Below are 25,805 nucleotides of genomic sequence, written 5' to 3'. Positions count from 1 at the left end.
GTCCCCAATGACTCATGTGGACTCCTCGCGAGGGCGGCGGGGATTGGCCTTGCTATTTCACATGGTGTGCAATAATACTCACGAAGTGAAAGAGCGGGCGGTTGCTGCAGGGCGCCGCCGCATATGAGGGGCAGGGCATGCCAACAACCACCGTATGCACCCATGAACTGGGGAAATGCGATCGCCGCAGCCTGCGCTCGCAGCGGTTGCTGCGCCAGGCGCTCGCGGACGAGCTGAACAGCGGCCAGGATCTCTCCGGCGTGACCGTGGCGGCGCTCACGGAGCGCGCGGGTCTCACGCGCCGCACGTTCTACACGCACTACCGCGACATCCCCGATTTCATCGACCACGTCGAAGGCGAGATCCTCGATGAGCTGCGCACGCGCATCGCGCGCATCTCGGCGGCGGACCTGCCGTCGCTCTACCGCAATATCGACGCGCTCGAGCCCGCGCCCGGCTCGGTGGAGCTGCTCGCGTATCTCAAGCGCGACGGCGCGGTGATCGGTGCGCTGCTGAGCCCCCAGGGCGACGCGGCGTTCGTCCAGCGCATCCAGGCCATCGCCCGCGAGACGGTCGCCGAGCGCATGCGGAACGGCATCTTCCCCGGCGTGCTCGACACGTTCTTCGACTACTACCTGTCGTATGTGGTCGCCGCCGAGGTCGGCGTCGTGCAGCGCTGGTTCGCCGGTGGCCTGGCCGAGAGCCCGGAGACCATGGCGCGCATCATGACGGTCATCGCCTTCGTGCGCCCCGGCGACCTGTACGGCCAGCCGATCGACATCAACGTGCCCGCGTACGGCATGAAGCTTATGGGACTGAACGCGTGCGACCCCCGATAGGGGCCATGCGGTAAAGGAGGATTCGATGGTCAAGATTCCCGTGATGGGCGAGCAGGACATGCGCGCCGAGGATATGCAGAACGAGGCGGCTGCGCAGGCCGCCGCGCCCGAGGCACCCGCCGCCCCCGAGGCGACCGCCGTCGAGGGCGCGATCTGGAACCCCGAGGCCGCCACGGGTGCGCTGCACCTGGGCATCGACGTGGGCTCCACCACCGTCAAGCTCGCCGTGCTGAACGACGCCAACCAGATCGTCTACGCCAAGTACCAGCGCCACCACACCGACGTGCGCGCCTGCGCCCGCGACCTCTTCGTGCAGGCGGCCGCGGTGCTTCCCGAGGCGCAGATGACCTGCGCCATTACAGGCTCCGGCGGCTTGCTCCTTTCGCAGTGGCTCGGTCTTGAGTTCGTGCAGGAGGTCATCGCGAGCAAACGCGCCGTGGAGACGCTCATCCCCACCACGGACGTCGCGATCGAGCTCGGCGGCGAGGACGCGAAGATCATCTACTTCGACCAGGGCATCGAGCAGCGCATGAACGGCACGTGCGCCGGCGGCACAGGCGCGTTCATCGACCAGATGGCAACGCTTCTGCACACGGACGCGAGCGGCCTGAACGAGCTCGCGAAGGGCGCCACCACGATCTACCCCATCGCGAGCCGCTGCGGCGTGTTTGCGAAGTCCGACGTGCAGCCGCTGCTCAACGAGGGAGCGCGCCAGGAGGACGTCGCCGCCTCCATCTTCCAGGCCGTCGTGACGCAGACCATCTCCGGCCTTGCGTGTGGCCGTCCCATCCGCGGCAACGTCGCGTTCCTCGGCGGTCCCTTGCAGTACCTTTCTGAGCTGCGCGAGCGCTTCTACATCACGCTCGAGCTTGATGAGGCACATCGCATCGTGCCCCAGAACGCGCACCTGTTCGTGGCGAGCGGTGCCGCGATGGCGCACGAGTCGAACAAGCTCTCCACGTTCCCGCAGCTCATTGAGGCGATTGACGCGCTCGGCGACACGCAGGGCTCCGAGGTTGCCCGCCTCGAGCCGCTCTTCGCCACGCCCGAGGACTACCAGGAGTTCAAGACCCGCCACGACCGGGAAGTCGTGCCGCGCGGCGAGCTCGAGGGCTACGAGGGTCGCGTGTTCATCGGCCTGGACGCCGGTTCCACCACCATGAAAGCCGCAATGGTGGGCGAGGATGGCCAGCTCCTCTACACCTGGTATGGCAACAACAACGGTGACATCTTGGGCACGGCCAAGACCATCATGGCCGATTTCTACGCGCACATTCCCGCGGGCTGCACCATCGGCCATGTGACCACCACGGGTTACGGTGAGGCGCTCCTCATCGAGGCGCTCAAGGCCGACTCGGGCGAGATCGAGACCGTTGCTCACCTGCGCGGTGCGAAGGCCTTCCTGCCGGGCGTGCAGTTCATCTTGGACATCGGTGGTCAGGACATGAAGTGCCTGCGCGTGGCGGACGGCGTCATCGAGCACATCATGCTCAACGAAGCCTGCTCCTCGGGCTGCGGTTCCTTCATCGAGAGCTTCGCCGTGTCCATGGATATGGGTGTCGAGCAATTCGCTCGCGAAGCCATCGGCGCCCTGCAGCCCGTCGACCTGGGCAGCCGCTGCACCGTGTTCATGAACTCCCGCGTGAAGCAGGCGCAGAAGGAAGGCGCCACGGTAGGCGATATCGCCGCCGGCCTCTCGTACTCCGTTATCAAGAACGCGCTCTTCAAGGTTATCAAGCTGCGCGACTCCAAGGAGATCGGCGACCAGGTGATCGTCCAGGGCGGTACCTTCATGAGCGACGCCACCTTGCGCGCTTTCGAGCTCCTTACCGGCGTGAACGCTGTGCGCCCGGACATCGCCGGCTGCATGGGCGCCTATGGTGCGGCCCTGCTCGCGCGCGACCGTGCCGGCGCCGAGGGCACCTCGACCATCCTTTCCGCCGAAGAGATCGCCGCCCTTACCGTGACCCAGCGTCATGCACGCTGCGGTCGTTGCTCCAACAACTGCCAGCTCACCATCAACGACTTCGGTGGCGGCCGTCGTTTCATTACCGGCAACCGCTGCGAGAAGGGCGCGGGCAACCACGCCAAGAAGCAGGAGGTGCCGAACCTCTTCACCCGCAAGAACGAGCTCTTGTTCAACCGCCCCGTGCTCGCGGAGGAGGACGCGCCGCGCGGCACCGTCGGCATCCCGCGCGCGCTCAACATGTACGAGAACTACCCGTTCTGGCACGCGTTCTTCACCAAGCTCGGCTTCCGCGTGGTGCTCTCGGACAACTCGAGCAAGAAGACCTACGAGGCGGGCATCGAGTCCATGCCGAGCGAGAGCGTGTGCTACCCGGCCAAGCTCAGCCACGGGCACGTGATGAACCTCATCGACAAGGACGTCGACTTCATCTGGATGCCGTGCATCCGCTGGGAGCGCAAGGAGGACCCGGCGGCGGGCAACTGCTACAACTGCCCCATCGTCATGAGCTACCCCACGGCGCTCGGCCTGAACATCGACGAGATCGAGAGCAAGCACGTCGAGTTCATGTACCCGTTCGTGCCGTACCACGACAAGGTGGAGCTCAAGCGCCGCCTGTACGAGCTTATCGCCGTCGAGCGCGTGGCCGACGCCGAGGCCGGCCGCGGCCGCGTGCGCGGGCCCAAGATCACGCGCTCCGAGATCGACGTCGCCGTGAACGCGGCCTACGAGGAGGACGCGCGCTTCCACGAGCAGATCCAGACCATGGGCGAGGAGGCCCTCCACTGGATCGAGGAGCACGGTGGCCACGGCATCGTGCTCGCCGGCCGTCCCTACCACAACGACCCGGAGATCAACCACGCCCTGCCCGAGCTCATCACGAGCTTCGGCTTCGCGGTGCTCACGGAGGACTCGGTAGCGCACCTCGTGAAGCCCGACCGCCCCATCCGCGTCGTGGACCAGTGGATGTTCCACAGCCGCCTCTACCGCGCGGCGAAGCTCGTGACGCTCCGCAACGACCTCGACCTCATCCAGCTGAACTCCTTCGGCTGCGGCCTGGACGCGCTCACCACCGACCAGGTGCAGGAGATCCTCGAGGGCTCCGGCAAGATCTACACCGTGCTCAAGATCGACGAGGTGTCGAACCTGGGAGCGGCGCGCATCCGCGTGCGCTCGCTCATGGCCGCGCTCAAGGACCAGGAGGCCGAGCGCGCCGCCGAGGCCGCGGCCGCCGGCGAGGCGTACGAGCAGGGCGACGCCGCTCCCGTGGCGCCGAGCGCGGACGCGCCCGCCTTCGCCACGCATAAGTACGCGCTCGCGGCGCAGCGCCGGGCTGCCAGCGCGGCCTTCCCCAAGGTGCAGTTCACCGAGGAGATGCGCGACGCGGGCTACACCATCCTGTGCCCGCAGATGGCGCCCATCCACTTCGATCTGGTCAAGGAGGTCATGAAGGCGGCGGGCTACAACTTCGTGCTGCTGCCCTCCACCGACCGCGGCGCCGTCGAGGCCGGCCTGCGCTACGTGAACAACGACATCTGCTACCCGTCGATCCTCGTGACCGGCCAGATCATGGAGGCCATCGAGAGCGGCAAGTACGACCTCAACCGCACGGCCGTCATCATCTCGCAGACGGGCGGCGGCTGCCGCGCCACGAACTACATCGCGCTCATCCGCAAGGCGCTGCGCGAGAGCGGCAACCCCCAGGTGCCCGTCATCAGCCTCTCGGCCGTGAAGCTCGACGAGCAGAACCCCGGCTTCAAGCTCACCGTCCCGCTGCTCAAGGCCGCCGTGTACTGCGTGCTCTTCGGCGACGTCATGATGCAGATGCTCTACCGCACGCGTCCCTACGAGGCCGTCCCCGGCTCGGCGAACGCGCTCTTCGAGGAGTACATGGAGCGTGCCCGCGCACTCGCGCCCAACTTCACGCGCCGCTTGTTCACGAAGCTCTCGCGCGAGGCCATCAACGCGTTCGACACGCTGCCGCTCGAGGGCGAGGGCACGAAGCCGCGCGTGGGCGTGGTGGGCGAGATCCTCGTGAAGTTCCACCCCACGGCGAACAACCACGTGGTCGACGTCATCGAGGCCGAGGGCTGCGAGGCCGTGGTGCCGGGCCTTCTGGACTTCTTCCTTTACTCCATGAGCAACGCCAAGGTGCAAAAGGACGAGCTCGGCAGCTCGGCGGCGTCGCGCGGCGCGATGGACGCGGTGATCGGGCTCGTGGACTGGATGCGCAAGCCGGTGGACGAGCTCCTGGAGAAGAGCGCGCGCTTCGAGCGGCCCGAGCCCATCTCGGCCATGGCCGAGAAGGCCACGCGCGTGCTGAGCCTGTGCAACAACATGGGCGAGGGGTGGCTCCTCACGGCGGAGATGCTCGACCTCATCGATCACGGCGCGCCGAACATCATCTGCACGCAGCCGTTCGCGTGCCTGCCGAACCACGTGGTGGGCAAGGCCGTGATCAAGGAGCTGCGCCGCCAGCACCCGGAGAGCAACATCGTGGCCGTGGACTACGACCCGGGCGCGTCCGAGGTGAACCAGCTCAACCGCATCAAGCTCATGATCTCGGTGGCGAAGGAGAACCTGCGCGCCGGCAAGGGCTTCGTGATGGAGAGTGTGAAGCCGCTCGCGATGGATATGGACGACAGCAAGTTCCGCCCGTTCCACGGCGATGACGCGGCGAGCGCGGGCAGCGGTTCCTGCTCGGCCTGCGGCGCGGTGAGCGATGATGCCGTAGCGGCCGTCGCCGAGCGCCTCGGCCACAATGTAAAATAACCCCAGGGGTTATTTTACATTCGCGCGCCAGATGAGCGCGAGGCCGCGCAGCGTGAGCGTGTCGTCGACCGTGACGTCGTGGTGCAGGAGCGCCGCGAGGCTCGAGGCGCCGTCGCCGGTGAGTGCGATCGGCGCCTCATAGCCCAGCTCGGAGAAGATGGCGTCGATGAGCCCGTCGATGCGCACGGCCTCGCCGAGCACCACGCCGGACTGCATGGCGGCGCGCGTGCTGCGCCCGATGACGCGTCTCGGCGCGCGCAGCTCGATGACGGGCAGCCGTGCGGCAGCCTGCTCGAGCGCGCGGGCGCCGAGCGCCACGCCCGGGGCGATGATGCCGCCCGCGAACGCGCCCTGCTCGTCTATGACTTCGAAGTTCGTCGTGGTTCCGAGGTCGATGGCCACGACGGGCGCGCCGTACGTAGCCCGCGCCGCCACCGCGTCGGCGATGCGGTCCGGCCCCACTTCGGCGGGGTCGTCGTAGCTCATGCGGATGCCGGTCTTGATGCCCGGTCCCACGACGAGCACGCGCACGTCGCAGGCGGTTCCGAGCGCGGCGCGCCATGCGCTGGTGAGCGTGGGCACCACGCAGGAGAGCACAACGCCGTCGGGCTCGACGCGCGGCATGAGGGAGCGCGCCTGATTGAGCTGGATGCGCGCCTCGTCGGCCGTGATGCGCTCGCGCGTCGTGAGCGCGCAGGATCCGAGGAGTTCGACGGTGCCGGCTTGGGTCCCCGTGCCCTCGACCGAGAACAGGCCGATATGCGTCATGGTGTTGCCGACGTCGACGGTGAGAACGTGGGACATGGGGGCTCCTTCGCATCGTGTGATGGGGACACTGTACCACGGTCGTTCTGGGTGGCTGGCTGCGCGATGGGGGGCGTCAGGGGAGCGGATGGGGGTGCCAACCGTTCGCGATGGCGCCTTCGGCCGTGCTTCGAGGGGAATTTCACGGCGATCATCGAAAAATGGTGGTGTAGTTCAGATATGCACGATTGCGCGGCGCGATGGCGGGCTACGCGGCCGCATTTCGCATGCCTTCGGCACGTCACATGCTCATTTTCCCAGGATTTCCTCGTCCGATAGGGTTCGAGGGGACGCAGACGGACGCGCAGGGCGTGCCCCCATCGTGCATATCTGAATTTCATCACCACATTTTCGGTTCCGCGCGTGAAAAACGAGGCGGCGCGCGTTTCGTTGGACGTTCGAAGCATGTGCGCGGCTCTGCTGCACCGCCGCCGGAGCACGTTTCATGCATCGTGCATATCTGAACTAACGTGCTAGAAAACGCGTCAGCTTGAGAAAAACGCCTTCGCAGGGCATGCCGCGGGCTATAATCGACCGCATCCGGTCCGTAACCCGACTCCCCGCCGAGGGGGAGCGGATATACGAAGGGACGCATATGAGCGAAACGGGTACCCGCGCGGGGCTGCGCGGGCAGCTGAGCGCTGCCGGCATCGTTATCGGCTGCGTCGGCTGCGTCATCATCACGGCGTCGTCGGTTTACACCGCCCTCAAGATGGGCGCGCTGCCGTGGCCGACCATCTTCACATCCATCACCGCGCTCGTGCTGCTGCGCGCGATGGGGCGAACAAGCCTGAATGAAGCGAATATCACGCAGGTCATCATGTCCGCGGGCTCCATGGTGGCGGGGGGCATCGCGTTCACGGTGCCGGGCATCTGGATCTTGGGGCTCGGCGTGGAGGTGAGCTGGTGGGAGCTGCTCGCGGTGGCGCTTGTGGGCACGCTGCTGGGGCTCGTGTGCACGGCGCTCATACGCAGGCGCTTCGTGGAGGAGAGCGACCTGGAGTACCCCATCGGCACCGCTGCCGCCGAGACCCTGCTCGCGAGCACGGCGGGCGGCTCCACCGGTCGCAAGCTGTTCGGTTCCATGGCGTTCGCGGGCGCGTGGTGCGTGGCGCGCGACGTGCTCGGGTGGATTCCGGCGTTGGTGGCCACGCTGCCGATCCCCGGCGTGAGCTTCGGCATCCAGGCGTCGCCCATGCGCCTCTCCGTGGGGTTCCTCGTGGGCGGCCGCTCCGTTGCCTGGTGGATGGCGGGCGCGGTGCTCGCGGCGTTCGGGATCACCGTGGGCGGAACCGCGCTGGGGCTGTGGGACGTCGCGACGGCGCAGGGCATCGTGAGTAGCCTGGGCATGGGGCTCATGATGGGTTCCGGCCTCGGTGTGGTGGCGAAGGACATCGTTTGGCCGCTTGTGCGCGGCGCGCGGGATCGCGGCGGTCGCGCGGGCGACGCGGCGGAGGGCGCAACCGGGCGTGCGGCGGCGGACGCAACCAGGTGCACGGGCATGCTCGCCGGCGCCCTGCGGCACCTCTCGCGCCTCGATGCGGGCGCGCTCGCGTGTTTCGTCGCCGCAGCTGCGCTCATCTGCTGCATGGGGCTCGGGCTCTCGCCCCTTGTCTCCGTGGCGATCGTTGCGCTCTCGTTCGTGACGGCCATCATGAGCGCGCAGTCCGTGGGCCAGTCCGGCATCGACCCCATGGAGATCTTCGGCCTCATCGTGCTGCTGTTCGTAGCGGCATTCTCGCGAACCACCCAGGTGCAGCTCTTCTTCGTCGCGGGCATTATCGCCGTGGCGTGCGGCCTCGCGGGCGACGTGATGAGCGATTTCAAGACCGGGCAGATCATCGGGACCGACCCGCGCACGCTGTGGATCGGCCAGGCCATCGGCGCGCTCCTGGGCGCCGTGGTGGCGGTCGCGGTGATGCTCGCCATCGTGGCGGCGTACGGCACGGACGCGTTCGGCGCCGATGCGGAGTTCATCGCGGCGCAGGCGAACGTCGTGGCCACGATGGTCGCCGGTATCCCGAGCGTGCCCGCGTTCGTGATCGGCTTGGTGGGAGGGACGCTCCTGTACTGCGCGGGGATTCCCGCCATGATGCTCGGCCTGGGCGTGTACCTGCCGTTTTACATGTCGCTCACCACCGCGGTGGGAGCGCTCGTCCGCGTGGCGTTCGACCGCGTGCGCGCGGCGCGGGCGCAGCGCGCGGGTGCCGCGGCGGCGAAGGAGCTCGACGAGACCGGCGCGGTCGTGGCTTCCGGCGTGCTCGGCGGCGAGTCCATCGTCGGCGTCATCATCGCGTTCGCGAGCGTGGCGAGCGGGCTCGCAGGGTAGGTGTGCGCGCGGGCGCGCTCGGGCGTACCAATGTAAAAATACCCCTGGGGTTATTTTACATGTGGACGTTTCATCGGATGCGCCATCGCGTGGTACCCTAACGCGGTTGCTCCTGTTGCTGCACGGGGGCGTCGGTCTGGCTTGATTCCGTTCTGGTGGTCTTTCCAAGGGGGGAGGATCGACCGGGGGGGGGGTTATGTCAAAAGGGTATTCCGCCCGGGAGCTCCTGCTTCCCGGCGTGCTTGCGGCGTTCTGCGCGCTCGGGGTCTTCACCGACCTCGCGGGCGCGTCATCCTTGGAGATTCGCAACCTGTTCGGTGACGTCCACGGCGCGGCGCGCGTCGTCGCGGAGGTGCTGTGCTCGCTGCCCTCCCGTGACGAGGCGCTCGTCACCGTGCTCTTCGCTGCCCTGCTGTTCATGCCGCTGCGCGCGGTGCATGGCGCGCGCGATGCTGCCGCGCGGCGTGCCGGCGGGCGCGCGGCGTGGGTCGTGGCAGCGCTCTTCGCGGCTGCCATGCTCTTCGGCCGGAGTTTCGACGAAGTGGGTTCGAGTGCCTACGTCACCGGCGGCGTCGCGGAGGCGCTTCGGTCGGCCATCTTCTTCCTGGGCTGGCTCGTGCTGGCGCATGCCGGGATCTGCCTGCTGTTTTCCTGGCTCGATCGCGTGCGGGGGAGCGTCGCTGCCGCCCGGGGGAGCGTTGCGCCCGCACGGGGGAGCGTTGCGCCCGCAGCGGACGCGCAGTCCACGCCGGCCCCGTCCTCCCGCCGCGGCATATGCGCCCGCATCCTCGCCGCCCTCGACCGGCACCCCTTCGCCGTTCCCGTGGCCGTGCTCGCCGCGGCCTGGCTACCGGTGCTCATCGGGTACGCGCCCGCGCTCTTCATGTGGGACACGAACACCCAGATCCTCCAATGGTTCGGCCTGCCCAACCATATCAGCGAATCGGTCGCGCTCATCGACCCCGCCGTCCTCCTCACCCAGCACCATCCGCCGCTGCACACCGCGATGGTCGGCCTCTGCGTGCAGGCGGGGATGGCGCTCTTCGGCAACGAGAACGCAGGCATCTTCCTCTACGCCCTGCTCCAATGGGCGCTCGACATCGCCGCCATCGCGTGGGCGCTCCGCCTGCTCGCGCTCATGGGCGTCCGCTCGCGCGTGCGCCTTGTCGTGCTCGCGTTCATCGCGCTCGTCCCGGCGTTCTCGAACTACAGCGTGATCGTGACGAAGGACGTGTCCTTCGCGGCCGTCCTACTCGTGTTCGCGATGGAGCTCGCGTACCTCGTGTGGCGCGCGCGGGCGTGTGCCGGCCGGTCGGACGGGCAGCAAGGGGAGCCGGCAGGGGAGATGCCCGCGCCCGCAAGCTCGCCTGCGCGAGCCGCCGCATCGTGCCCGCCGCCCTTCGCGCTCCCGCCCCACCACGTCACGCTGCTTCTGCTCTCCGCCCTCGGCACGGCGCTGCTGCGGAGCGGCATGCTCGTGACGGTCGCCCTCGCGTGCCTGGTGGCACTGGTGCTGGTGCGGAGGCAGCCGGGTGCGCGGCGCTACCCGGCGGTCGCCCTCATGGTCGCGGTGCTCGTGTCGCTCGCGCTCTCGAACGTGGTCTACCCGGCGCTCGGCATCTCGCCCTCGAGCAAGCGCGAGGTGCTCTCGATCCCCTTCCAGCAGGTCGCCCGCTTCATGCGCGACCACCCCGGAAGCGTCTCGGCCGAGGAGTTCCGCACGGTCGACGCGGTGCTCGACGCGAACGAGCTCGCCGCCATCTACACCCCCTCGAAGTCCGATCCCGTGAAGGCGACCTTCCGCGAGGATGCGACGCCGGAGGACCTCGCTCGGTTCATGCGGCTCTGGGCACAGTGGTTCGCCGAGGAGCCCGGCTGCTTCCTCGAGGCGCTCGCCGAGAACTACTACGGGTACTTCTACGCGGGGAGGGCGATGGGCTGGATCTACACGCCCGCTTCCAGCGCGGAGGTGATGGCGAGCACCAAGATCGACTGGTTCAGCTCGGGCATCGCACCCTACTTCGATTTCGCCCCCGCGGCGAACCCCGTCTCGCGCGTCCTGAGCGGCGCGTGCGAAGGGTATCGCCTGCTCTTCCAGAGCATCCCCTTCACCACGCTCACCATGCAGGCGGCGCTCTACGACTGGGTGCTCGCGCTCGCGACGGCCTACGCCGCGACGCGCCGGGTGCGCCCGCTCGCCCCGGTGCTCGCCGCCGCGTGGGTGGTGCTCGCGGTGGCGCTCGTGGGGCCGTGCAACGCGACGACCTATTTCCGCTACGCGTATCCGGTGGCGCTTCTGGTGCCGTTCATGTGCGCGCTGCTGTTCACCCGAAGCAACAAGGAGGCCATCGATGCCTGAATGTGCTGCCAACCCCGCCGCGGCCGCCGGGGGCTCCGCTGCCTGCCCGCGCGTCGCGGTGCTCATACCCTGCTATAACGAGGCCGTCACCATCGGGAAGGTCGTGGACGATTTCCGCCGCGTGCTGCCCGATGCCGCGATCTGGGTCTACGACAACAACTCCACGGACGACACCGCGCGCATCGCCCGCGAGCACGGCGCGCTCGTGCGCTTCGAGCCGCGTCAGGGCAAGGGCGTGACGGTGCGCCAGATGCTGCGCGACATCGACGCGGACTGCTACCTGCTCGTGGACGGCGACGACACGTACCCCGCCGAGGCCGCGCCCGCGCTCATCGAGCCCGTGCTCGCCAGCGAAGCGGACATGACCGTGGGCGACCGCCTCTCGAACGGCAGCTACGCGCACGAGAACGACCGCGCCTTCCACGGCTTCGGCAACGACCTGGTGCGCTGGCTCATCCGCCTCATCTACGGCTACGGGTTCCACGACGTCATGAGCGGCTACCGCGCGTTCAGTCGGGTGTTCGCCCGCAGCTTCCCCGTGGTATCGCGCGGTTTCCAGCTCGAATGCGAGATCTCGATCCATGCGGTCGACATGGACTGGCGCATCCGCGAGGTGCCCATCACCTACCGCGACCGCCCCGCGGGCTCGACGTCGAAGCTCTCGACGGTCTCGGACGGCCTGCGCGTGCTCATGGCCATCGGCGCGCTGTTCAAGGACTGCCATCCGTTCAAGTTTTTCTCGCTCGCGGCGCTCGTGTTCATCGTGCTCGGCATCGCCGTGGGCGTGCCGGTGGTGGCCGAGTTCGCCGCCACGGGGTTCGTCTCGAAGCTGCCGTCGGCCGTGCTCGCCACGGGGCTCGTCTTCTGCGGCGCGCTTTCGTTCTGCACAGGCTGCATCCTGGACACGGTGGCGAAGAACCGGCGCAAGCAGTGGGAGCTCGAGGTCTACCGCATCGAGGACGAGAGCCGGCACGACCGCTGACCGGGTGCGGCGCGGGCGAGCAGGGGGTGCGCGGCGGCGTGCGAGGGGGCATTTCGCCGTCGGAGGCGCGTGCCGGGAAGTTCGAGCCTCGATACTGTGTGGGATTTTGAAACAGGCGAGTAGACAAGGCGTTTGCCTCTCGAAATCCTGCGCTTTTGCTGCCGCTCGGGCGCCGCTACTCGAGGCGTCGCGATTCCCACACAGTATCGAGGCTCGAACCCCCGCGCCACGCGCCTCCAGCCCGGTTTTCCCGTGCGCAGCGGCAGCGTACGGCCGTCCGACCCCAGCCCGCGCCGTGCGGCCGCCACATCGCTCGTGCTTGGAGCGGAAAATGCGGGTATACTTCGTGCAGTCAACGCAACGAATGCGAGCCCGCCGCGCGCCGTGCGGGCGTGAAGGGAATCCTCATGGCAGTGAATGAAGACCTCTTGAAGCAGGTGCTCGAGCAGATCCGCCCGAACCTGCAGGCCGATGGCGGCGACATGGAGTACGTGGGCGTCGACGACGACGGCGTCGTCTCGCTCGAGCTGCTCGGCCACTGCGCCGGCTGCCCCATGAGCCAGCTCACCCTCTCCATGGGCATCGAGCGCATCCTGAAGGAGCACGTCCCTGGCGTGACGCGCGTCGTGGCGGTGAACGAGCTGGGCGGCGACGGCATGTCCGACCTGTTCGACGAGTACACCCCGTTCTAACGGCCCGTCTGCTAGCGAGACCCTATGCTCACGGAACTCTATCAAAGCCTCGACCCCGTCGCGCTCTCGGTGGGCCCCATCACCATCTATTGGTACGGTATCGCCTACGTGGTTGGCGCGCTCATCTGCGGCGTCATGATGTGGCGCACGCAGCGGCGCTGGGGGCTCAACATCTCCCAGGACGACCTCATGATGGTCGTGTTCGGCGCGGTGATCGGCCTCGTGGTGGGCGCGCGCCTGTTCTACGTCGTCTTTTATGGCGACGGGTACTACTGGGCGCACCCGCTCGAGATCTTCATGACGAACCACGGCGGCATGAGCTTCCACGGCGGGCTCGTGGGCGGGCTGCTCGGCGGCTACATCGTGTGCCGCATCTACAAGCTCTCCGCGTGGACGATGGCAGACCTCGCGATCATCGGGGTGCCCATCGCGCTCTGCCTGGGGCGCTGCGCGAACTTCGTGAACGGCGAGCTGTGGGGCAAGCCGACCGACCTGCCCTGGGGCGTGGTCTTCGGCGGCGCGGCGGGCGACATGCCGCGGCACCCCTCGCAGCTCTACGAGGCCTTCCTCGAGGGCGTCGTGCTCTTCGCAGTGCTCTACGTGCTGAGCCGCCGCAAGCCGCCGCTGTCGCAGGGCGCCTACCTGGGCGTCTTCGTGCTCGGGTACGGCATCGTGCGCTTCCTCGTGGAGTTCGTGCGCGTGCCGGACGCGCAGCTGGGCTACATTTTCGGCGGTGTCATCACCATGGGCCAGCTGCTGTCGCTACCGCTCATCTTCATCGGCGCGGGGCTCATCGCCTACGCCCTGCATGCCAAGCGCCCGCAGCGCGACTACGTGCGCTAGGTAAAATCATGTAAAAATACCCCAGCGACTTTTTTACATGCCATGCCGAAAAAAGCTATTGAGCTGGAGGGCTGTCAAAGCATGTAAAAAAGTCGCTGGGGTATTTTTACATGGGGTAATTTTGCATGCGCGCGGCGCTGTCCGTAGTTCTCGTGTAAGACGGCCGACTGGTATGGCGCGAGCGTACCATGGTCATGGAACGACACCCGGTTTCTTCCGCAAAGGAGCGACGATGAAATACTTCGGCACCGACGGCTTCCGCGGTGAGGCGAACGTCGGCCTCACGGTCGACCACGCGTTCAAGATCGGCAAGTTCGTGGGCTGGTACTACGGCCTGCGCCAGGGTCGCAAGGCCAAGGCGGTCATCGGCAAGGACACGCGGCGCTCGAGCTACATGTACGAGAACGCCCTGGTCGCCGGCCTCGTGTCGAGCGGCGCGGACGCGTACGTGCTGCGCGTGACTACCACACCGTCGGTGAGCTACGTGGTGCGCCACGGCGATTTCGACTGCGGCATCATGATCACCGCGAGCCACAACCCCTACTGCGACAACGGCATCAAGCTCATCGACTCGGGTGGCTACAAGATGAACCCGGAGGTGCTCCAGAAGGTCGAGGACTACATCGACGGCAAGATCGACGTGCCGCTCGCCACGGGCGAGCACATCGGCCGCGCGGTGGACTACGTTGAGGGGCGCAACCGCTACATCGCCTCGCTCATCGGCTCCGCGAAGTTCTCGCTCAAGGGCTACCGCATCGCGCTCGACTGCGCGAACGGCGCCTCCACGCCCGTCGCGCCCGGCGTGTTCAACGCGCTCGGCGCCGAGGCGCACGTGATCTCGGACGAGCCGGACGGCTTCAACATCAACAAGGGCTGCGGCTCCACGCACATCGAGCGCCTGCAGGCGTACGTGCGCGAGGAGGGGCTCGACGTGGGCTTCGCCTTCGACGGCGACGCGGACCGCTGCATCGCGGTGGACGAGTACGGCAACGTGTGCGACGGCGACACCATCATGTACGTGTGCGGCGCGCACCTGGCCCGCCAGGGCAAGCTCGCCGGCAACACCGTCGTCGCGACCGTCATGAGCAACCTCGGCCTGTTCAAGGCCCTCGACAAGCTGGGCATCTCCTACGAGAAGACCGATGTGGGTGACAAGTACGTGAGCGCGTGCATGACCGAGCACGGCTACTCGCTCGGCGGCGAGCAAAGCGGCCACATCATCTTCTCCGAGTACAGCGCCACGGGCGACGGCGTGAACACGAGCCTGCGCATCATGCAGACCATGATCGAGACGGGCAAGACCCTCGCCGAGCTGGCCGAGCCGCTCACCATCTACCCGCAGCTGCTCAAGAACGTGCGCGTCGAGGACAAGCACGCCGTCATGGAGAACGAGGCCGTGAAGGCCGCGGCGGAAAGCGTCGAGGCGGCGCTCGAGGGCGACGGCCGCGCGCTCATCCGCGCGAGCGGTACCGAGCCGCTCGTGCGCGTGATGGTCGAGGCGCCCACCATGGAGCAGTGCGAGCACTACGTGGACGAGGTCGTGCGCGTCATCGAGTCCCTGTAGCGGCGGCGACCGGGCAGGCTGGTTTCATAGCTCGCGCGGCGGAGGGCGACGTTCGCGGCCGCGGGCGGTATGCTGTAGGTGCTGTCGTTCAAGGGAGGGGCCATGTCAGATACCAAGCCCACGATGCTCACCTATATCGAGCAGACGCCGGAGCAGCTCAAGCGCAACGTCGAGCGCGCCGAGGAGCTGACGGGTGCGCTCGTCGACCTGTACGCCCTAAAGCCGCGCCACGCCATCTGGATCGTGGCGTGCGGCTCGAGCTTCAACGGTGCCCTTTGCGCGCGCTACTTCATGATGAAGTACCTCAAGCGCGAGGTGAAGATCGTGCCGTCCGCCACGTTCATCTTCGGCGAGCACGACCTGCGCGAGGACGACTTCGTGTTCGTGATCTCGCAGAGCGGCTGTTCCACGAACTCGATCCAGGCGCTCGACCTGCTCCGCGAGCTCGGCATCACGGCGATCGGCCTCACGGGCAACGTCGAGTCCGACTTCAAAGACCACGCCGACCTCGTGGTCGATTACGGCGTGGGCGAGGAGACGGTCGGCTACGTCACGAAGGGCGTGGCCACGCTCGCGCAGTTCCTGATGCTCTTCGCCATCGAGGTCGGCGTGCGCACCGGCACCGTCACGCCCGAGCAGCGCACCGCGCTCCTGGACGAGATGGCGGACGCGCCGCGCCGTCACGAGGCCGTCCAGCAGGCAACCTGGGACCTCTACCGCCGCCACATCGCGGACTTTACCTCGATGAGCGTGGTGAACCACGTCGGCTTCCTCCAGGCCTACGGCATCGCCAGTGAGGGCGCGCTCAAGTTCGGCGAGACGATCCAGATCCCGAGCTTCGCGTACGAGGGCGAGGAGTGGATCCACGGCCCGAACCTGCAGCTCACGCCCAGCTACACGGTGGTGTGCGTCGACGACTTCGGCCCCGGCTCCGAGCGCGCCGTCGACATCTACCTGGCCGCGCGCACGGTGACCGACCATGCGTTCATCATCTCGAACTCCGACCGCGTGGACGACGACCACGCCGTCCGCCTGCCGTTCGACATCGCCGAGCCGCTCATGATGCCGCTCTACGTGCTGCCGTTCTACCAGATCATCGCGCACCAGGCGACGACCGACCTGCATCGCTGGGAGAAGCATCCGCTGTTCGAGGAGCGCTTCCGCAAGGCGATCAGCACGAAGACGGACGCGATTGACAAGATCATGCCCAACTAGGTGAAGCCCGGCGCGGGCGAGCCGGCCCGGCGGGTTTCTATCATTTTTACGAGCTCTGTACCGGCGAGCTGCGACGGTATATCATATTGTCGTTTATGGGAACGTGGGCTGATGCGGCGGGACGCTCCGCTGCCGGCCAGAAGCACATAGAAGGGGTCTCGCATGTCCGGACATTCTAAATGGGCAACAACCAAGCATCGCAAGGGCGCGCAGGACGCGAAGCGCTCGGCGCTCTTCTCGAAGCTCAGCCGTAACATCACCGTCGCCGCCCGCCTGGGCAACGACCCGAATCCCGACAACAACGCGTCGCTCGCCGCCGCGGTCGCGAAGGCCAAGGCGCAGTCCATGCCGAAGGACAAGATCAAGAGCGCCATCGACAAGGCGTTCGGCGCCGGTGCCGACGCCGCCGTGTACGAGAACATCGTCTACGAGGGCTACGGCCCGGCGGGCGTGGCCGTGTACGTCGAGTGCCTCACCGACAACCGCAACCGCACCGCGGCCGACGTGCGCTCCGCCTTCAGCCACTCCGGCGGCAGCCTGGGCACCACCGGCTCCGTGTCCTTCCAGTTCGAGCGCAAGGGCCAGATCGTCGTGGCCAAGCAGATCGTCGACCCGAACGACAAGAAGGAGAACCTCATGGCCAACGGCGCTGCCGGCGATGAGGAGGAGTTCATGATGGCCGTGGCCGAGGCCGGCGGCGAGGACTACGAGGACGCCGGCGAGGAGTGGGTCGTGTGGACGAACCCCACCGAGCTCATGGCCGTCTCCAAGGGCCTCGAGGAGCAGGGCATCGAGGTCAAGGGCTCGGAGCTCACCATGGTTCCCACCACGCCGACGGCCGTCTCCGCCGCCGACGCCAAGAAGGTGCAGCGCCTCATCGACCGCCTCGAGGAGCTCGACGACGTGCAGGACGTGTACCACACCATGGACATGACCGACGAGGTGCTCGCCGCCCTCGAGGAGGAGTAGCGCCCGGCACAACCCGGCGTGTTGCCGAATAGTTGCTTTTGGAAGGAGCTCGCAGGTGCGGGCTCCTTTTTTCGTGCGCAGCGGGTGCGGCCGCTGTTGCCCCGCTGCTGCGGCGGAAGCATGGCGAAACCCGGGCAGGCGGGCTGGTTTTCGTTATGCCGGGCTCGGGCGGAACATATGGCGAACTCCTTAAGCCGCCCGCGCGGGGCGCCCGCGCCGCTGCATACGCCGTATAATCTTGCAGAAGCACGCGCCGGCGGCGCTGCGCGCTTGCGGCGCGCGGTGCGGAGGCGTGTGGGACGAGGCAAGGAAGGCGAGGAGGCGAGGATGCGGCTGTTCAAGAAATGCTGCGCGGTGCTCTACCTGGTCGCCGCCGTCGTGGTGGCGGGCGGGTTCGCGGCGCAGGAGTTCGGCAACCCGGGCCTCCGCCTGCGCGTGGGGCAGCTGCTCGATCATCCCGCGGGGCGCATCTCCCTCGTCATCTCGCTCGCGATCCTTGCCCTCGGCACGCTCATCGTGGTGGCTCGGGTGCTCCTCGAGCGCCGCCCGCCCGCGAGCGTCCACCCCGCCGGCAACCCGCACATCGAGGTCAGGCTCGCAGCGGTCTCGTCCGTGGCGCGCGCGGCGGTATCCGGCGAGGACGTGATGATCGAGCGCGTGCGGAGCCGCGTGGCCGGGCACGACGCATCCCAGGTGCGGATCGCGCTCGAGCTCATCGCCTTCACCGACATCGGCCTCGAGAGCCTGGGCAAGCGCATCCAGCTGCGGGTCCAGGAGGCATGCGAGCGCATGCTCGGCGTGCCCGGCGTGACCGTGCAGGTCACGTTCCTTCCCAGCACGACGACAACGGTGACCAAGGAGGTTCCCCGTGAGCAAGCATAGCGGGAGCGGATCGGCTCCGAAGTTGACCATCGAGCAAGACGACCAGCAGGCGCCCGACGCCGTCGTGGACGAGGCGGCCGCCGAGCAGTCCGCTTCGGGCGAGGCATCTGGCGGCGCGTCCACCAAGCGCGGCCGTCGCAAGAAGCGCCTGGACCACGAGGACCTCGAGGAGGCGGTCGGCTTCATCCAGGGGCTCGGCGCCGCCGCGTGGGCGTACGCGCGGAGCCATCCCTACACGGTGGGGTACGGCTTCACGGGGTTCGTGCTCGCGGTCCTCGTGCTCACCATCGGCCTGTGGAGCACCATCATCATCGCCGTCTTCGTGGTGGTGGGCGCCATGATCGGCCAGATCCGCGACGGCGACAACGGCATCGTGAACTTCTTCAGCGGGCTCATCGGCAGCCGCCGTTCCTAAGCCCACCACGCAACCCGGTAACGAAAGGGGATTGACCATGGCAAAGGCAAGCGACAAGCCCATGTCCGAGACAGTCGAGGTTGTGCAGGATGCAGCGCCGGCGGCGACCGAGGTCGCTCCGGAGACGGACGCTGTGGAGGCTGCGCAGGGCGACGCGGTTGAGCCCGTGGCTGCGCCTGCTGCGACCGACGCGCCTGCGCCCGCCGACGACGCCGACGGGGACGAGGCGTACGACGACGAGCTCGAGACCGACGACTCGCTCACCTATTCCAACGGCGTGATCGAGAAGATCGTCGCCATGGCCACGCGCGAGGTGCCGCACGTGCTGGGCATGAAGGGCAACATCGTCCACTTCTTCCAGGAGCAGCTCGGCGCGGAGAACCTCACCAAGGGCGTGACGGTCGAGGTCACCGACGACAACCGCATGATCATCAACATCTCGGTCATCATCGAGTACGGCTGCTACGCGCCGGACATCTTCGAGGACGTGAAGGAGCGCGTGACGGCGCGCCTGGACGAGATGACCGGGCTCGAGGTCGCGGGCATCAACCTGCGCATCGAGGACGTCCTGACGCGCGAGGAGTACGAGGCGAGCCGCAAAAAGCTCATCGACAACCTGAAGCACGACGACGCAGACGAAGCGTAAGCCTCGGCCGCGGGATGTAAAATAACCCCAGGGGTTTTTTAACATGATGTAAAATTACCCCGATGTAAAATAACCCCAGGGGTTTTTTAACATGACCCTTGGGGTTGTTATGTAACCTGGCTCGTCGGTCATGTTAAAAAACCCCTGGGGTTATTTTACATCCCGCGGCTCCTTGCGTTTCGGCTTGATTGCAGGCTTGCCATGCCGCGCGCACGCTGCTACGCTAAAGCACATGAATAGCGCCGTTGCACATATCGCGATGATGATGGTCATGGAGATGCCCTCGCCCGGGCACTTTGCCATGCCGCGCTTCCGTCGCGCGCATGGGGAGACCGGGCGCCTTCGTTAAGTCGTCCCCGGCGGGGGACGGCTCGCCTTCCTTCCAGACCAGAACATCGAGCGGAGCTTTCCCGTGATCGAAATCCAACATCTCACCAAGACCTTCAGCACGGCTGCCGGCCAGGCGCACGCGCTCGACGATGTGTCGCTCACCATCGAGGACGGCGACATCATGGGCATCATCGGCATGAGCGGCGCCGGCAAGTCGACGCTCGTGCGGTGCATCAACCTGCTGGAGCGCCCCACGTCGGGCAAGATCGTCGTCGACGGCCAGGACGTGACCGGCCTCACCGGCGCGGCGCTGCGCGCGTACCGCCGCCGCGTGGCCATGATCTTCCAGAACTTCGGCCTGCTCGCGCAGAAGACCGTGCTCGACAACGTGTGCTTCCCCTACAAGGCGGCATCCGGTCGCGTGACGGCCGAGAACCGCAAGCGCGCGCTCGAGCTGCTCGAGATGGTCGGTCTGGCCGAGAAGGCATCGTCGTATCCGTCCCAGCTCTCGGGCGGCCAGCAGCAGCGCGTGGCCATCGCCCGCGCGCTCGCCTGCGACCCGGAGTACATCCTGTGCGACGAGGCCACGAGCGCGCTCGACCCGGCGAGCACGAACTCGGTGCTCAAGCTGCTGCGCGACATCAACCGCACCACGGGCGTGACGATCATCGTGATCACGCACGCCATGGGCGTGGTCGAGAAGATCTGCCGCAACGTGGCCGTGCTCGAGCACGGGCGCGTCGTGGAGCAGGGGAGCGTGGCGGACGTGTTCGCCGCGCCGCAGAGCCAGGCGGCCAAGGTGCTGCTCGAAAGGGTTGATTGGGATGCCTAGCGTCGTGACCGAATTCATCGAGGAGTACGGCGAGCTGCTCGGCCAGGGCGTCGTCGACACCCTCGTCATGCTCATCGTCTCCACCGCCATCGCGTACGTGATCGGCACGGTGCTCGGCGTGGTGCTCTACCTCACCGCGCCGGGGTCGCTGCGCCCCATGCGCGCGCTCAACGCGGTGCTGGGGTGGGTGGTGAACATCGGCCGGTCGCTGCCGTTCATCATCCTGCTCATCTCGATCATGCCGTTTACCGACGCACTCGTGGGCACCACCTCGGGCGTGCGCGGCGTCATCCCGCCGCTCGTGGTCTCGACGGCGCCCTTCGTGGCGCGCATGATCGAGCAGTCGCTCGCTGAGGTTCCGCGCGCGAGCGTCGAGGCGGCCGAGGCCTGCGGCGCGAGCATCCCGCGCGTCGTCATCTCGGCGCTTTTGCCCGAGGCGCTGCCCTCCATCGTGCGCGGCGTGTCCATCACGCTCATCGCGGAGCTCGGCTATACGGCCATCGCGGGCGCGGTGGGCGCGGGCGGCCTGGGCGACATCGCCATCCGCTACGGTTATTACCGCTATGAGGATGAGGTGATGATCGTCACCGTGGTGCTGCTCATCGTGCTCGTCCAGATCATCCAGAGCGCGTGCGATTTCATCGCGCGCAAGATCGACCATCGTTCGCAGGCCGAGGCGTAAGGGCTGTGCCCGAGGCCCGCGGCTTGCCTGTCCCGTAACCAACCATCCCGCGCGGGGCCGTCCCGCCGGGAACCGAACAAACGAGGAGTTCATCATGTCTCAGGTATTCATTTCCCGTCGTTCCGTCCTTGCCGGTGCCGCCGCACTCGCGGCGACCGCCTCGCTTGCCGCATGCAGCGGCGGCTCCGATGCCGGTGAGGGTTCCGCCGCTGCCGCCACGCAGACGCTCACCGTGGGCGCGAGCCCGAGCCCGCACGCGGTGATCCTGAACGACTATGCGGTGCCGCTGCTGGCCGAACAGGGCATTGAGCTCGAGGTGAAGGAGTACACCGACTACATCCTTCCCAACAAGGACACCTCGAACGGCACGGTGGACGCGAACTACTTCCAGCACATCAACTACCTCAACAACTACAACGAGGAGAACGGCACCGACCTCGTGAACGTGGGCGAGATCCACTTCGAGCCCATGGGCGTGTTCGCGGGCAACTCGGACGACATCGATAACGTCGCCGACGGCGCCACCTTCGCCGTGCCGAACGATCCCACCAACGAGGGGCGCGCACTGCTGCTTCTGCAGAGCCTGGGGCTCATCACGCTCGCCGACGACGCCGGCATCACCGCGACGCCGAACGACATTGTGGATAACCCCAAAAACTTGCAGTTCTCCGAACAAGATGCCGCAGCGGTCGCCCGCACGCTGGGCGATGTGGACTTCGGGGTCATCAACGGCAACTACGCCATCGACGCCGGCCTCAAGCTCGAGGACGCCGTGGCGCAGGAGGACGCGAACTCCGACATCATTCAGAACGAGTACGCGAACGTCATCGTGACGACGCCCGAGCTCGAGGACGACGAGCGCATCGTCGCGCTCGTGGGTGTGCTGCAGACCGATGAGTTCAAGCAGTACCTCGCCGACACCTTCGGCGACGCCGTCCAGGCCGCCTTCTAATGGGTTGATTGGGGACGTGTTCCTTTCAACCCCTTTTTGCTAGCTGAACGCGCGCAGGAGCGCAGCGAGGCACCGATTCCCCAGGTAATCCTCGGGAATCGGCGCCTCGTTTTTTTGCATGGGTCATTTGGGGACGTGTTCCGTTCAACCCATTTTTGAGCGGAATGGGTTGAAAGGAACACGTCCCCAACCAACCCATTTTGGATCAGTACCGTCCTTGGAGGGCGTACCAGCCGTTGCGCTCGCTCACCTCGAGCGGCACGCCGAAGAGCTCGCTCATCGCGTCGCTCGTGAGCAGCTCCTCCTTGGGGCCGTCGGCAAAGACCTGCGCGTCCTTGATGAGTAGCACGCGCTCGATGGCGGGGATGATGTCTTCGGGGTAGTGCGTCACGAGCACCACGGAGCGGCCCTCGGCGGCGAGCAGGCTCATGGTGCTCCGCACGTGGTACATGCCCTCCGGGTCGAGGCCGGTGCACGGCTCGTCGAAGATGAGGACGCGCGGGTCGCTCATGAGCTCGCGCGCCACGAGCACGCGCCGCACCTGGCCGGTGGAGAGCGTCATGACGTCGCGGTCCGCGAGGTCGGCGATGCCCAGCCGCTCGAGGGCGTCGAGGGCCTGCGCACGCTGGTCGGGCGTCGCCTCCACGTGGTTCGGCAGCCCCAGCGTGCCGAAGATGCCGCCGCACACGATGTCGCTCACGGGCAGGTGCACGCGCACCTGGTCGTGCATGGTGGCCGACACGATGCCGAGCGCCTGCTTGATGTCGGTGAGGAGCGGCCGCGCCTGGCCGCGGAAGCGCACGGGCGGCTCGTCGCGGTGCAGGGGGAAGATCTCGCGCGTGAGTAGCTGGATAAACGTCGACTTGCCCGCGCCGTTGGGGCCGAGGAGCGCCACGTGCTCGCCTTCGGCCAGGTCGAACCGGTCGACGGAGAGGATCGTGCGCCCGGCGCGCACCACCTGCGCGTCGCGGAGCGAGAACAGCGGCGGGGCGGGCGTGGCGGATGAGACGGTATCGGGCATGGGGGCCTCGCTTCCACACGGATGATGCTCTGGTGTCGAACGCCATGTTACCACCCGGGGAGCGGCCGGGCTGGCGCTCCGCGCCCGAACACCGCGGTGATACCATGATGACTTATACCAGAGTATCATCGCAGTCCAGATGCCCGTACGGAAAGGATCGCCCATGCCCGACATGCTCACCCTCGACGCCTTCGAGTTGGCGTCCGAGAAGGTCAAGGAGGTCACGCAGAAGACCGAGCTCGTGGAGAGCCCGTATTTCAGCCAGGCGACGGGCAACCGGGTGTTCCTCAAACCGGAGAACATGCAGCGCACGGGCGCGTACAAGGTGCGCGGCGCGTACTTCAAGATCTCGACGCTCTCGGCCGAGGAGCTCGATCGCGGCCTCATCACCGCGAGCGCGGGAAACCACGCGCAGGGAGTGGCGTACGCGGCGAGCCGCGCGGGCGCGCGCTCCATCGTGGTCATGCCCACCACGACGCCGCTCATCAAGGTGGAGCGCACGAAGGGCTACGGCGCGGAGGTCGTGCTGCACGGCGACGTGTACGACGAGGCCTGCGACTACGCCCTCGAGCTCGCCGCGGAGCACGGCTACACCTTCGTCCATCCGTTCAACGACCCCGTGCTCGCCACGGGGCAGGGCACCATCGCGATGGAGATCGTGCAGGAGCTGCCGCTCGTGGACACGATCCTCGTCCCGGTGGGCGGCGGTGGCCTGGCCTGCGGCGTTTCGACCTTCGCGAAGCTCTACAATCCCAAGATCCGCGTGATCGGCGTGGAGCCCGCGGGCGCGCCGAGCCTCACGGCCGCGCTCGAGGCCGGGCACCCCGTGCGCCTGCCCGCGGCGAACACCATCGCCGACGGCACCGCCGTGCTCGAGGTGGGCGACCGCGTCTTCCCGTACCTGCGCGAGAACCTCGACGACGTCATCACCGTGCCGGACGAGGAGCTCATCGTGGCCTTCCTCGACATGGTGGAGAACCACAAGATGATCGTCGAGAACTCCGGGCTGCTCACGGTGGCGGCGCTCAAGCACCTGCCGGCCGAGAACCGGCGCGTGGCGGCGATCCTCTCCGGCGGCAACATGGACGTCATCACCATGAGCTCCGTGGTGCAGCACGGCCTCATCATGCGCGACCGCATCTTCACGGTGAGCGTGCTTCTGCCCGACCGCCCGGGCATGCTCGTGCGCGTGGCGCAGGTGATCGCCGAGCAGAACGGCAACGTCATCAAGCTCGAGCACAACCAGTTCGTGAGCACCAACCGCAACGCCGCCGTGGAGCTGCGCGTGACCATCGAGGCGTACGGCACCGAGCACAAGGAGCAGATCGTGGGCGCGCTCGAGGCGGCGGGGCTCTCGCCGAGCATCGTGCAGACGTCGCTCTAGGCGCAGGGCAGCGCGGGCGCGGGATGGGTATAAGCGACCCGACGACGAAGGGAGACCCATGCCGTACCTGTTCGAATATGTGGAACGCGAGCTCGCGACGTTCGACCAGAAACCGTTCGGGTCGGTCGACGCGGCGGTGCTTTCGCAGGCGTGCATGATCGACGGCGCGCGCGTGGTGCCCGAGCCGCCCACGCGCCCGGCGCTGCTCGACCGCGTGCTCGCCCGGCTTGCGCCCGACGCGCGCGGGGTGACGTTCGCCGAGCTCGCGCGGACGGAGTTCTTCGACGGCATGTTCACCGGGCTCGTGCCGGGCGACATCCAGCGGCTGCTTTTGCTGCTCGCGGCGAGTCCGCGCTACCGCAACCTGCGCATCCACGGGTACCAGGCGGTGTTCGACGAGGCCGTGCCCACGCAGTTCGCGGCGATGACGTTCAGCTGGAAGCGCGCGTTCTCGTTTGTGGGGTTCCGCGGCACGGACATCTCGGCGACCGGCTGGCGCGAGAACTTCGACATGGCCTATGAGGACGAGGTGCCGTCGCAGCGGCTTGCGCGGGAGTACCTGGAGCGCATGATGCCGCGGCTGAGCGGCGCGGTGCACGTGGGCGGCCATTCCAAGGGCGGGAACCTCGCGCTCTACGCGGCGCTCACGTGCCACGAGGACGTGCGCGAGCGTATCGAGCTCGTGTGGTGCCTCGATGCGCCGGGGTTCCGCGCGGGACGGTTCGGGACGGAGGCGTACGCGCACCTGGGCTGGCATGCGGACGCGGGCGGCGCGGGCGCGGGTGACGCTGCGGCGGCCGGAGCCGGGGTGCAGGGCGCGTGCAAGATCGAGCGGTTCGTGCCGCAGGATTCCATCGTGGGCATGCTGCTCGAGTGCCCGGTGCAGCCGCGCGTCGTGCGCAGCAGCGCGCAGGGGGCGATGCAGCACTCCCTGTTCAGCTGGGAGATAGCGGAGGATCGCGACGACTTCGTCACCGTCGAGCATCTGGGCGAAGGATCGCGGGCGCTCCATGACATCCTGATGGAATGGCTCGCCAGCATGGATCCTGAGCGCTGCGCGAAGGTGGTGGACGCGCTCTTCGCGGCGCTCGGCGCAAGCGGTGCGCGCGATGCCCGGGACGTGTTCCTCGGCGGGAAGCCGTTCCCGCAGCTCGTGAGCGATGCCATGCGGAACCTGGACGAGGGCTCGCGTGCCGTGCTCGGGGCTGCCCTCGGCGAGCTCGCCGCCATCACCGCCCGCCGCGTCGGCCGCGACCTCGCCGCCGCGGTGTTCGGCGGGTGAGCGACGGGCACGTGGCGCCCGGAATTGCCCCCGGCGAGACGTTCG

21 protein-coding genes are annotated in these 25,805 nt (G+C 67.5%); 18 read left to right on the top strand and 3 right to left on the bottom strand.

Translation table 11 applies throughout. The features are described 5' to 3' along the window. Window positions 1-137 precede the first annotated feature (137 nt). Window positions 138-839: a TetR/AcrR family transcriptional regulator gene (locus tag BN423_RS08570; protein WP_043359952.1), complete on the top strand. Its 702-nt coding sequence runs from the start codon at window positions 138-140 to the stop codon at window positions 837-839. A 25-nt stretch (window positions 840-864) separates the two neighbouring features. After that, window positions 865-5,577 carry a 2-hydroxyacyl-CoA dehydratase gene (locus BN423_RS08565; RefSeq protein ID WP_019239840.1) on the top strand — a complete coding sequence of 1,571 codons (4,713 nt, stop codon included), beginning with the start codon at window positions 865-867 and terminating at the stop codon, window positions 5,575-5,577. Between the two features lie 9 nt (window positions 5,578-5,586). On the opposite strand, the gene BN423_RS08560 is transcribed toward BN423_RS08565, so the two are convergent. Further along, window positions 5,587-6,381: a type III pantothenate kinase gene (locus BN423_RS08560; protein WP_019239839.1), complete on the bottom strand. Its 795-nt coding sequence runs from the start codon at window positions 6,379-6,381 to the stop codon at window positions 5,587-5,589. Between the two features lie 595 nt (window positions 6,382-6,976). Between BN423_RS08560 and BN423_RS08555 the strand changes: the two genes are divergently transcribed. From BN423_RS08555 to BN423_RS08505, 11 genes are all read left to right on the top strand, one after another. Next, entirely contained in the window at window positions 6,977-8,710 is a 1,734-nt protein-coding gene (locus tag BN423_RS08555; protein WP_019239838.1) for an OPT/YSL family transporter, read from the top strand. A gap of 196 nt (window positions 8,711-8,906) precedes the next feature. Beyond that, window positions 8,907-11,069, top strand: coding sequence for a DUF6020 family protein (locus BN423_RS08550; RefSeq protein WP_019239837.1), 2,163 nt, complete (start codon window positions 8,907-8,909; stop codon window positions 11,067-11,069). Continuing rightward, entirely contained in the window at window positions 11,062-12,051 is a 990-nt protein-coding gene (locus BN423_RS08545; protein WP_019239836.1) for a glycosyltransferase, read from the top strand. The genes BN423_RS08550 and BN423_RS08545 overlap by 8 nt, the downstream gene beginning before the upstream one ends. Window positions 12,052-12,458: 407 nt before the next feature. Then, window positions 12,459-12,743, top strand: a complete 285-nt coding sequence (locus BN423_RS08540) for a NifU family protein (protein ID WP_019239835.1) — start codon at window positions 12,459-12,461, stop codon at window positions 12,741-12,743. A gap of 24 nt (window positions 12,744-12,767) precedes the next feature. Next, window positions 12,768-13,586 (top strand): prolipoprotein diacylglyceryl transferase, encoded by an 819-nt coding sequence (gene lgt / locus BN423_RS08535; RefSeq protein WP_019239834.1) that lies wholly within the window; start codon window positions 12,768-12,770, stop codon window positions 13,584-13,586. A 232-nt stretch (window positions 13,587-13,818) separates the two neighbouring features. Next, window positions 13,819-15,150 (top strand): phosphoglucosamine mutase, encoded by a 1,332-nt coding sequence (gene glmM, locus BN423_RS08530; protein WP_019239833.1) that lies wholly within the window; start codon window positions 13,819-13,821, stop codon window positions 15,148-15,150. 102 nt (window positions 15,151-15,252) lie between these two features. Further along, the gene (locus tag BN423_RS08525) at window positions 15,253-16,365 is read left to right on the top strand and encodes an SIS domain-containing protein (RefSeq protein ID WP_019239832.1); all 1,113 of its coding nucleotides are present in this window, start codon (window positions 15,253-15,255) and stop codon (window positions 16,363-16,365) included. 162 nt (window positions 16,366-16,527) lie between these two features. Next, a complete protein-coding gene (locus BN423_RS08520) occupies window positions 16,528-17,334 on the top strand; it encodes a YebC/PmpR family DNA-binding transcriptional regulator (protein WP_019239831.1) in 807 nt (268 codons plus the stop codon). Window positions 17,335-17,661: 327 nt separating this feature from the next. Further along, window positions 17,662-18,216: a hypothetical protein gene (locus tag BN423_RS08515; RefSeq protein ID WP_019239830.1), complete on the top strand. Its 555-nt coding sequence runs from the start codon at window positions 17,662-17,664 to the stop codon at window positions 18,214-18,216. Then, window positions 18,203-18,631, top strand: coding sequence for a DUF2273 domain-containing protein (locus tag BN423_RS08510; RefSeq protein ID WP_019239829.1), 429 nt, complete (start codon window positions 18,203-18,205; stop codon window positions 18,629-18,631). The genes BN423_RS08515 and BN423_RS08510 overlap by 14 nt, the downstream gene beginning before the upstream one ends. 37 nt (window positions 18,632-18,668) lie before the next feature. Next, window positions 18,669-19,277, top strand: coding sequence for an Asp23/Gls24 family envelope stress response protein (locus BN423_RS08505; protein WP_019239828.1), 609 nt, complete (start codon window positions 18,669-18,671; stop codon window positions 19,275-19,277). 150 nt (window positions 19,278-19,427) lie between these two features. Here BN423_RS08505 and BN423_RS11860 read toward each other — a convergent pair whose 3' ends face one another. Next, a complete protein-coding gene (locus BN423_RS11860) occupies window positions 19,428-19,550 on the bottom strand; it encodes a hypothetical protein (protein ID WP_262358997.1) in 123 nt (40 codons plus the stop codon). A gap of 139 nt (window positions 19,551-19,689) precedes the next feature. Between BN423_RS11860 and BN423_RS08500 the strand changes: the two genes are divergently transcribed. The 3 genes from BN423_RS08500 to BN423_RS08490 all read left to right on the top strand — a co-directional run bounded on the left by BN423_RS08500 (window position 19,690) and on the right by BN423_RS08490 (window position 22,073). Then, window positions 19,690-20,439 carry a methionine ABC transporter ATP-binding protein gene (locus tag BN423_RS08500; RefSeq protein ID WP_019239827.1) on the top strand — a complete coding sequence of 250 codons (750 nt, stop codon included), beginning with the start codon at window positions 19,690-19,692 and terminating at the stop codon, window positions 20,437-20,439. After that, the gene (locus BN423_RS08495; protein ID WP_019239826.1) at window positions 20,432-21,121 is read left to right on the top strand and encodes a methionine ABC transporter permease; all 690 of its coding nucleotides are present in this window, start codon (window positions 20,432-20,434) and stop codon (window positions 21,119-21,121) included. Before BN423_RS08500 ends, BN423_RS08495 begins: the two co-directional genes overlap by 8 nt. A 94-nt stretch (window positions 21,122-21,215) precedes the next feature. Then, on the top strand, window positions 21,216-22,073 hold the full coding sequence (locus tag BN423_RS08490; protein WP_019239825.1) for a MetQ/NlpA family ABC transporter substrate-binding protein: 858 nt from the start codon (window positions 21,216-21,218) through the stop codon (window positions 22,071-22,073). A 205-nt stretch (window positions 22,074-22,278) separates the two neighbouring features. Here BN423_RS08490 and BN423_RS08485 read toward each other — a convergent pair whose 3' ends face one another. Continuing rightward, window positions 22,279-23,094, bottom strand: coding sequence for an ABC transporter ATP-binding protein (locus tag BN423_RS08485; protein WP_019239824.1), 816 nt, complete (start codon window positions 23,092-23,094; stop codon window positions 22,279-22,281). A gap of 163 nt (window positions 23,095-23,257) precedes the next feature. Here BN423_RS08485 and ilvA point away from each other — a divergent pair, with 163 nt between their 5' ends. Both ilvA and BN423_RS08475 read left to right on the top strand, forming a co-directional pair. After that, window positions 23,258-24,478 carry a threonine ammonia-lyase gene (gene ilvA / locus BN423_RS08480; RefSeq protein ID WP_019239823.1) on the top strand — a complete coding sequence of 407 codons (1,221 nt, stop codon included), beginning with the start codon at window positions 23,258-23,260 and terminating at the stop codon, window positions 24,476-24,478. A gap of 58 nt (window positions 24,479-24,536) precedes the next feature. Then, window positions 24,537-25,760, top strand: coding sequence for an Mbeg1-like protein (locus BN423_RS08475; RefSeq protein WP_019239822.1), 1,224 nt, complete (start codon window positions 24,537-24,539; stop codon window positions 25,758-25,760). The last annotated feature ends 45 nt before the right edge of the window (window positions 25,761-25,805 follow it).

This window comes from Enorma timonensis (genome assembly GCF_000321165.1).
Classification (GTDB): domain Bacteria; phylum Actinomycetota; class Coriobacteriia; order Coriobacteriales; family Coriobacteriaceae; genus Enorma.
This window is presented reverse-complemented; position numbering and strand designations above follow the sequence as displayed.

Bases quoted from the DNA above. Each gene is read 5' to 3' on its own strand.
- BN423_RS08560 (WP_019239839.1), bottom strand. From the start codon at position 6,381: ATGTCCCACGTTCTCACCGTCGACGTCGGCAACACCATGACGCATATC.
- glmM (WP_019239833.1), top strand. From the start codon at position 13,819: ATGAAATACTTCGGCACCGACGGCTTCCGCGGTGAGGCGAACGTCGGC.
- BN423_RS11860 (WP_262358997.1), bottom strand. From the start codon at position 19,550: ATGACCATCATCATCGCGATATGTGCAACGGCGCTATTCATGTGCTTT.
- BN423_RS08505 (WP_019239828.1), top strand. From the start codon at position 18,669: ATGGCAAAGGCAAGCGACAAGCCCATGTCCGAGACAGTCGAGGTTGTG.
- BN423_RS08495 (WP_019239826.1), top strand. From the start codon at position 20,432: ATGCCTAGCGTCGTGACCGAATTCATCGAGGAGTACGGCGAGCTGCTC.
- BN423_RS08485 (WP_019239824.1), bottom strand. From the start codon at position 23,094: ATGCCCGATACCGTCTCATCCGCCACGCCCGCCCCGCCGCTGTTCTCG.
- BN423_RS08570 (WP_043359952.1), top strand. From the start codon at position 138: ATGCCAACAACCACCGTATGCACCCATGAACTGGGGAAATGCGATCGC.
- BN423_RS08515 (WP_019239830.1), top strand. From the start codon at position 17,662: ATGCGGCTGTTCAAGAAATGCTGCGCGGTGCTCTACCTGGTCGCCGCC.
- BN423_RS08540 (WP_019239835.1), top strand. From the start codon at position 12,459: ATGGCAGTGAATGAAGACCTCTTGAAGCAGGTGCTCGAGCAGATCCGC.
- BN423_RS08520 (WP_019239831.1), top strand. From the start codon at position 16,528: ATGTCCGGACATTCTAAATGGGCAACAACCAAGCATCGCAAGGGCGCG.
- BN423_RS08555 (WP_019239838.1), top strand. From the start codon at position 6,977: ATGAGCGAAACGGGTACCCGCGCGGGGCTGCGCGGGCAGCTGAGCGCT.
- BN423_RS08525 (WP_019239832.1), top strand. From the start codon at position 15,253: ATGTCAGATACCAAGCCCACGATGCTCACCTATATCGAGCAGACGCCG.
- BN423_RS08490 (WP_019239825.1), top strand. From the start codon at position 21,216: ATGTCTCAGGTATTCATTTCCCGTCGTTCCGTCCTTGCCGGTGCCGCC.
- lgt (WP_019239834.1), top strand. From the start codon at position 12,768: ATGCTCACGGAACTCTATCAAAGCCTCGACCCCGTCGCGCTCTCGGTG.
- ilvA (WP_019239823.1), top strand. From the start codon at position 23,258: ATGCCCGACATGCTCACCCTCGACGCCTTCGAGTTGGCGTCCGAGAAG.
- BN423_RS08545 (WP_019239836.1), top strand. From the start codon at position 11,062: ATGCCTGAATGTGCTGCCAACCCCGCCGCGGCCGCCGGGGGCTCCGCT.
- BN423_RS08475 (WP_019239822.1), top strand. From the start codon at position 24,537: ATGCCGTACCTGTTCGAATATGTGGAACGCGAGCTCGCGACGTTCGAC.
- BN423_RS08550 (WP_019239837.1), top strand. From the start codon at position 8,907: ATGTCAAAAGGGTATTCCGCCCGGGAGCTCCTGCTTCCCGGCGTGCTT.
- BN423_RS08565 (WP_019239840.1), top strand. From the start codon at position 865: ATGGTCAAGATTCCCGTGATGGGCGAGCAGGACATGCGCGCCGAGGAT.